The 7,756-nt window shown below is 47.5% G+C and carries 9 protein-coding genes; 5 read left to right on the top strand and 4 right to left on the bottom strand.

The window, feature by feature from the left end; all coding sequences use genetic code 11:
• Positions 1–101 precede the first annotated feature (101 nt).
• The 5 genes from RH89_RS09570 to RH89_RS09550 all read left to right on the top strand — a co-directional run bounded on the left by RH89_RS09570 (position 102) and on the right by RH89_RS09550 (position 4,115).
• Positions 102–1,487, top strand: a complete 1,386-nt coding sequence (locus RH89_RS09570) for a cache domain-containing protein (protein WP_038145443.1) — start codon at positions 102–104, stop codon at positions 1,485–1,487.
• Complete coding sequence (locus RH89_RS09565; protein ID WP_004401413.1) at positions 1,484–2,113, top strand: response regulator; 630 nt, start codon at positions 1,484–1,486, stop codon at positions 2,111–2,113. Before RH89_RS09570 ends, RH89_RS09565 begins: the two co-directional genes overlap by 4 nt.
• A gap of 143 nt (positions 2,114–2,256) precedes the next feature.
• Positions 2,257–2,991, top strand: coding sequence for a beta-ketoacyl-ACP reductase (locus RH89_RS09560; RefSeq protein ID WP_004401411.1), 735 nt, complete (start codon positions 2,257–2,259; stop codon positions 2,989–2,991).
• 195 nt (positions 2,992–3,186) lie between these two features.
• On the top strand, positions 3,187–3,345 hold the full coding sequence (locus RH89_RS30110; RefSeq protein ID WP_004401409.1) for a hypothetical protein: 159 nt from the start codon (positions 3,187–3,189) through the stop codon (positions 3,343–3,345).
• Between the two features lie 14 nt (positions 3,346–3,359).
• Entirely contained in the window at positions 3,360–4,115 is a 756-nt protein-coding gene (locus RH89_RS09550; RefSeq protein WP_004401407.1) for a hypothetical protein, read from the top strand.
• A 54-nt stretch (positions 4,116–4,169) separates the two neighbouring features.
• Here RH89_RS09550 and RH89_RS09545 read toward each other — a convergent pair whose 3' ends face one another.
• The 4 genes from RH89_RS09545 to RH89_RS09530 form a co-directional block, all read right to left on the bottom strand.
• On the bottom strand, positions 4,170–5,324 hold the full coding sequence (locus RH89_RS09545; RefSeq protein WP_004401406.1) for an ABC transporter permease: 1,155 nt from the start codon (positions 5,322–5,324) through the stop codon (positions 4,170–4,172).
• A complete protein-coding gene (locus tag RH89_RS09540; RefSeq protein WP_004401405.1) occupies positions 5,321–6,469 on the bottom strand; it encodes an ABC transporter permease in 1,149 nt (382 codons plus the stop codon). The genes RH89_RS09545 and RH89_RS09540 overlap by 4 nt, the downstream gene beginning before the upstream one ends.
• Position 6,470: 1 nt before the next feature.
• A complete protein-coding gene (locus RH89_RS09535) occupies positions 6,471–7,454 on the bottom strand; it encodes an HlyD family secretion protein (protein WP_004401404.1) in 984 nt (327 codons plus the stop codon).
• The coding region (locus tag RH89_RS09530; protein ID WP_139063262.1) for a TolC family protein at positions 7,451–7,756 on the bottom strand (306 nt) is incomplete at its 5' end. The genes RH89_RS09535 and RH89_RS09530, both read right to left, overlap by 4 nt.

Below are 7,756 nucleotides of genomic sequence, written 5' to 3'. Positions count from 1 at the left end.
AGATTCCTCTCTATTGGGATAACTGCGCAAATTTTGTCGGTAAAAAGTGCAGTTTTCCGAACAAAATGTCAGTAAAACTACGTACTGTTCTGGGTGAATTAATGGGATTTATCAGTAACCGAAGACTCTCGATAAACATCATTTTGCTGTCTATCGTCCCTCTTGTTTTGGTGGTGATCATTGTCGCTACGATTCTTTTTACTCAGGCAAAACAATTGGTTGAAGAACAGGTCTCGCTTACTCGCAATAACGTACTTGCCGTGAAGAAACAAGAATTGAAGCAGTACGTAGAAATGGCAATCAAAAGTATTGAGCCTTACTACCAGGATGAAAGCCTGCCACCGGAAGTTGCCAAACAAATCGTGACCGAAAAATTGAGCCAGCTCACGTATGGAAGCGACGGCTACTTCTTTGCCTACACATGGGATGGCGATGCACTGGTGTTGCCTTATCAAACCGAGCGAATAGGAAAAAACTGGTGGAATGTTGAAGATGTTCAGGGCAAAAAGCTGTTGCAGGAATTGATACGAGTCGGGCGAGAAGGCGGTGGATTTGTCGATTATCTGTGGCACAAACCGTCGAAAAAAGAGCCGCTGCCCAAACTCAGTTACGCCGTTTCACTGGATAAATGGCAGTGGATGGTGGGAACAGGGGTGTACTTGGACGACATAGAACAACAAGTCGCCCATATGGAAAACGGGTTTGATGAAAATATAGGGAAAACCAGTACCGCGCTGTTTGTGGTGATGTTCATCGCCATTTCGGCGATTGCTGCGCTTGGGGCGTCGCTCAACCTGAATGTACGTCGTCTGGCGAACCAGCAGTTAAGCATTTTGAATCAGCAGATTATTGATTCTCAGGAAAATGAAAGGCACCGAGTGTCGCGCGAGCTACACGATGGGGTGAATCAGCTTTTGGTGGCGGCGAAATACCGTTTAGACAACGTGTCTAAAGAAACTGATGACGGGAAAAAAGAGCAGGAGCTGGATGCCAGTAAAGACGCGATGGAGCTGGCGATTGTTGAGCTTCGAAGGATCTCTCGGGATTTAAGACCCCCTCAACTCGACGATTTAGGTCTGGTTGCGGGTATAGAAGCCTTCATCAATGACCTGCGAGAGCGTTCTCAGCTTGAACTGATTTTCGAACATGACATCGAAGGCGTCGATCTTCTGCCGGAAGTGGAGACCACTCTCTACAGAGTAATGCAGGAAGCACTGCACAATGTAGAAAAACATGCCAACGCGCAAGGGGTTGACGTAGTAATGCAGCGAGAAGGGAAGCAGTTAATCTTAACCGTCAGTGACGATGGCAAAGGCATTTCTACCAAAGCACTCAAGAACGGAAAAAAAGTGAAAGCCACTTTTGAGCACATGGGGTTACAAAACATGAAAGAGCGTATTCAGGCAATTGGAGGCTCTTTCAATGTCACCAGTACCCCAGGGGAAGGAACGGAAGTGCGCGTAAGTTTGAACATGGAGTTTGTATGATTAGATTGGTATTGGCGGATGATCATCGCCTTATGCAGGATGGTCTTAAATCTCGCCTCGAACGGGAAGACAACCTCGACATACTGGCGTGTGTCGGCACCGGAACAGATGCACTGGAAACCACACTATCTCTGAAGCCTGACGTTTTGCTACTGGATATCAACATGCCCAACCTTAACGGGATTGAGGTGTTGGAAAAGTTAGAAAGTAAGGCGTCCAAAACGGGCGTCATCATGCTTTCCATGCACGACAGCCGCGACTATGTGGTTCGCTCCGTAAAAGCTGGGGCGAAAGGGTATGTGTTGAAAGATGTCGGGTCGGAAGAGCTGGTGATGGCGATCAATCAGGTCGCGCAGGGAAGGTCTTACCTTTGCCCTCAGGCATCTGATCGCTTGCTGGAGCAAATCAATGAAAAGCCTCAGCCGAAAGATGACACGCTGTCGAAACGTGAGTCGGATGTTCTCAAGGCGATTGTAGACGGTGCCTGCAATAAAGAAATTGCCCACTCCCTGCATATCAGTGTTCGCACAGTCGAGACCCACAGGTTAAGGATCAAAAAGAAACTAGGAGCAACGTCAACCGCCATGCTGGTTAAGCTCGCGCTTGAAAAAGGACTGGTACATTGAAATTTAACTCGCGGGTTCAGTATTTAATCCTATGATTAGAACAGTACTAAAAACTGGATCGCGACGTTTTCACGCTGGATTTTAAGCCCAAATCAACTTCTGGCAGTGAAATGCGAATGGATTAGCCCACTAGAGGACACTCAATGTTAAATAATAAAATATGTGTTGTAACAGGTGCTGCCCAAGGAATAGGAAAAGCCATTGTTGAACGCTTTGCCGAGCAAGGTGCACAAATGGTTTATGCCCTTGATATGAATGAACAGGTGTTACAAGAAGCATTTTCATCCCACGACAACGTTAAACCTGTCACCGTTAATATCTGCGATCGTGAAGCCATAACCGCTTTGGTTGAACAAATTCGCAGTGAGTTCAGCCGGATTGATGTGCTGGTTAACAATGCTGGCATCACGCGAGATGGACTGATAGACAGATTGACAGAGCAGGACTGGGACCAGGTGATTGATGTGAACCTGAAAGGTGTCTTTAACCTGACTCAGGCAGTTGCTCCTATCATGATTGAAAACAACCACGGTTCCATTGTAACCATGTCTTCGGTTGTTGGAACGGATGGGAACATTGGTCAGACTAACTACGCCGCCACTAAAGGCGGGGTGATTGCGATGACCAAAGGCTGGGCAAAAGAGTTTGCTCGTAAAGGTGCACAGGTGCGAGCGAATTGCGTCGCCCCAGGTTTTGTTGAAACACCCATGACGGCGGATTTGCCTGAAAAAGTGCTGGATATGATGAAAGGCAAAACCCCGCTTGGTAGAATGGGAACTCCAGAAGACATCACCAACGGTGTCGAGTTTCTTGCAAGTGACAAAGCCAGCTTTATTACGGGGCAGGTACTCAAGATTGACGGTGGACTGGTAATTTAGCCACAAGGTCAATTGTCTGACGTTGTCTTATACGTTTCTTACCCACAACCGACCAGCATGCCATGTTGGTCGGTTGTTTTATTTACATCGTATAAATTCCCAGCAGTTCAACCATCTATCTGAAATTTTCGGACAGAGTGTTTACGTTATCTACCTGAAAAAGTGGTATAACAGGCACAAGGTAAGGAGAAAGTTATGACCAGATTAATTGCAATTGCGGCGCTGATAGCCATCGCAGTACTTCTTTTTCGCTACAGAACCAACGAAAAGGTACAAAAGGGCGTCATTCTTGCATCAATTATTGGGTTTGTAATCTACGTTGTATCTGTCGTAATCACAGAGCTGGTCACATGATGCCGGAGTAGGAAATGGTAGACAAGAATATCCAAGACGAACGCGATGACGATCAGGAAGAAGAAGTTGTCATCATAGAAGAGCGCAACAAGACTTCGTATCTCTATATTGCAGTGGCAGCCGTGCTGGGTTTAGCGATTGGTGGTTTAGGCGGAGCAGTTGTGACTCAAAGCAGTTGGCAGGATGCCTACCTTTCTCAGGAAGAAAAGCTTCAAGCGCTGGAAGGTGAAAAAGCGCAGTTGAAATTGCAGTTAGACAACTACGACAAAGACTCTTCTGAATCTTTGAAAGTAGAGTTAAATAACCAGTCAGATGAAATCACTGAGAAATACGAAGCTCAGATAAAAGAACTAGAGACAACCGTCACCGAACTTGAAAAGGTGAATTTAGAGCAGGAAGCTTTAATCACTCAGCAGAGCTCCCAATTAGAAGAGCTGGGGATTTCAAATCAAAGGCTGAATCGACAGGCAGATTTGCAAGCATCAGTATTTGAGCGCTCTCGCGAAGTGTTCCAGCGTGAAATGGCGATTCGTCAGGAACTGGAAAGCCTGTTGAAAGAGCAAAAAGAGCTATTACCTCAAAAAGATAAACTTGCCAAAGAATGTGATGAGTTTTTGGCGGGCACTTCATGGGATGCATCCTCGGACGCGTGTGATCGCAGTGATGATGTGAATTCCAAACTGAGCCAGATAACACAAATGATCGAAGTTCACCGATTGGATCTGGAACAAATCAAAGCTTTGTCTGAAGGACTGGGCTTAGGCAACTGATACTAGGAAATAGAAAGAACCCCACCATTTGGTGGGGTTCTTCGTTTTAACCCGTTAATTTATCGAAGGTGACTGCTTCATCGGAAGTGACTGCATTTTAAGTTTCAACCAGGCGAGAAAGCTCCATATCGCCGCTAAAATCCAGAGCTGTGCGACCACGTCTTTTATCTGCCATATTTCTGCACCCATCTGATTGATTTTCAAAAAGCCTTGAATGGCAGGTGCACTCGGCAAAACATTCGCCAGCCAGACCAGGGGAGCAGGGATACTTTCCAAAGGCCAGATAAACCCAGCCGTAAATATCAATGGCATTGAGCTGACCAAAACCAACAGTGTCACCAACTCAACGCGGGGCAGAATACCCCCCAACACAACGCCAATCGCACCCGCCCCAATCAGAAATGGCACAAGCAAGATAAACAAATCACCAATACTTGCCAGTCGATTGATCTCATAGAAGTTGAAGCTAAAACCAAAGTAATACAGGCTAAGCGCAACATAAAGTAGACCAAAGATCACGATTCTCGTTAGAGTCAGTTCGGTGGCAGAATACTCGTTCCAATAGCCTTTTCGGTTTCTCTGGCTTGCCGTCAGGATGCCAGTCCCCATGATCAGTGTCTGATGCAGAATCAGCACAAACACAGCCGGAACTACGTAATCGACATAGCCCATTTCAGGGTTGAACGTCGGCTTTAAGTTCAGGTGCACCGGAGAATAGAGCTCAGCGGCTTGAGTCAAAGGCAAGCCATCGGAAACCAATTTAGCCACTTTAGCTTTCGCCGCCAGAGTACCTGACGCCTGAGCTAATCCCTCGACCACAGTGCCAAAAACTAAGAAGTAAGACGCATCGCCAGCATAAGAAAGCACCGGGCTTTTACCCAACATCATGTCGCGGTAGAAGTGCTCAGGAATCACCAAAATACCACTGACTTCGTGAGCCAGAAATTGCGCCTTTGCATCTTCGACTGTATGGGTTCTGGATACAATGCTCACCTGTGGTGTGGCATCCACCATGCGTTCTAGCTGATAACTGGTTTGGCTTTTGTCTAAATTCACAACCGTAATCTGTTGCTGCTGTGCAACCTGATTAGCGTAAGGAAGCGGGTAGAGAAATGAATAAAAAAGCGTACCGCCAAATACGGTTAGAACAATTGCAGGGTGGCTGAAGATGGCTTTTAGCTCATCGCGGATCAACTGGAATACATTCATCGCAATACCACCTGCTTTGATTTCTTCTTGATAAGAATGAGCAACATAAGGAATGGGATAAGGTAACCCAACATTGGAACCAGCTCGTTCAGTGTATCGAGAAAGCTTGCTCCGTAATTAGACTGGTAAACATGGGCTTCGATGTAATGACTAACAGGGAGCATTGATCGCCATGCCTGCGCCCATTGATTCATTTCAGTCACAGGGAAGGTGATGCCCATAAACGCAAAGCTAGGGGCAGTGAATGCACCGGCAAAACTCATTGCACGAGTCGCATCCAAACTTATGAAGAAAAACAGGCTCCCCATAATCATACAAGCCAGCACCATCAAAATTTGAGCGAGAAATAACACCGCAATATTACCGTGAAACGGCCACTTTAAACCAAGGTAAAACCACGCCAGCATGCCCAAACCTTGCAGTATAAACACCGGAAAGTATGGGGCGAGTGAACTCATCACGCGGCGGACAGGCGATTGCCCTAACCATTGTGCTGCTCCCCGCAAGCGCAAATTCGCCGCCAATACCATAACGGTGCCTACTACTATGGCAATCTGCCAGATAGCCGGGACAACTGCGCCAAGCAAAAACTGGCTGTAGTTGGTATTGCTATTAAACAAAGGGGTAATCTGGCTGCGGCTAGGCAGGGCACTTCCCAATGCCTGTGAGGATGTGGTGTCACCTTTAGCTAAGGCTTTACCCGCTTCAACTTTCGCGTTAAACGTGCCTTGAGCTTGCAGCAGTGCTGAATTGATCAGCCGACCAATCAGAATGTACTGCGTATTGACGAAGGCAGACACTTGCGGCGGTTGGTTTAATGCGGTTTGCTTAAAGCTATTGCGTGTGATCACCACATAACCGTAGATGTCTCCGGATGTGAGTGCCTGACTGGCAGACAAGGTATCCGGATAACTCGCCGTGATTTTCAGGCTCGGAGAAGCGTCGTAATGCCTGATAAGCTGATGGGAGAAAGCGGTATTGTCTAAGTCAACGATGCCAATCTTGAGGTCGCGAGCCAATCCCTGCGCGAACACCGCCCAAATGATAAAAGCGACAACGAGTGGAATCCAGGTCAAGGCAGACAAGAGCCATTTGTCTGCTTTGACTACCTCCAATTGCCCCGATAATCGGGTGAGCGTATTCATATCAGAGATTCTCAATAACCACGCTCATGCCCATGCGCAATCCTTCCACTGGTTCTGCCGGGCGAGCTTCTACCTCAAAGGTTCGCATGTCAAAGCCTTGGCTGGAATCAGTCGAACGCCAGGTGGCAAAATCGCCCATAACCGCCACGTGAGACACTTTGAACGTCACGTCTTTGCCAAGTGCCGGAACATTGGCAACAAATTCCGTGCCTTTCGAAAATTGGCTTAGTTTATCTTCGCGAACGTTAAATACTGCCCATGCGTCCTGCATGTCTAGTACAGTGACAACAGGGAAACCCTGCGGTGCCAGTTCTCCCGGGCTAAGCAATACCTGAGACACTTCGCCCTTGAACCAGCTACGAATTTTGGTGTCGGCAGCGAATGCTTCTACTTCTGCGACTGCACCAGCCGCCATTCTGGCTTTTTCGGCTGCCGCGCGTTTGGTTTCATCTCGCGCCCCTTCTTTCGCTAATTCGTACATCTGGTAAGCTGCGCTTTCGGTGTATTTTGCTGCTTGCCACTGGGTTAGCGCTTCGTCTCGTTTTTGCTCCGCCACGACGCCGTCTTTGTAAAGGTTATTGATTCGGTTGTAGGTCTTTTCCATCAAATCAGATGCGGCTTTGGCTTTTTGCCACTGATCCTTCGAAGCCTGAATCTGTTGCTCTCGCGCCCCTTTTTCGGCTTCTTCTGCCAGCGCGCCAGCCGCTTCTTTACTCGCCAGAGCCTGTTCAAGCTTCGCATCCAGTTCAGGGCTATAGATAGTGAAAATAAGATCGCCATTTGCAACCTCGTCGCCTTTGCTTACCATCACCTGATCGATACGACCTGCCACTTTGGAGGAGATGTTGTACTGCTGCGCTTCGATCTGTCCCTGCAAACGCATCGGCTGTTCTTCATACGCGACGTTAAAGCTGTGAACCAGCCATCCACCTAAACCCAGAGCGATAACGCCCGCGACCACAGGTTTTAATAGATTTGTTTTCATGAGTGGTTCTCCAAAATAGCTCGGTTTTCGTATTGTTCGAAGGTGTTCATTTCATTGCTCAGGGCAAGCAGTTTATTTAAGGCAATCAGGTAGTTGAAACGAGCGGCATGCTGTTGAGTACGAATGCTCGCCAGATAAAGCTGAGCATCGACCACTTCCAGAGAGTTGGATAAACCTTGCGAGAATGCCCGTTGGCGAAGTTTGAGGTTTTCTTCCGCCAGATTCAGGCTGGAATCGAGCCCGTTGACTTCTTCTTTAGCCTGTTCGGCTTCCAGATAGGTTTTTTCGACCAGCACCTGCAA

This window comes from Vibrio nigripulchritudo ATCC 27043, from assembly GCF_000222685.1.
Classification (GTDB): Bacteria; Pseudomonadota; Gammaproteobacteria; order Enterobacterales; family Vibrionaceae; genus Vibrio; species Vibrio nigripulchritudo.
This window is presented reverse-complemented; position numbering and strand designations above follow the sequence as displayed.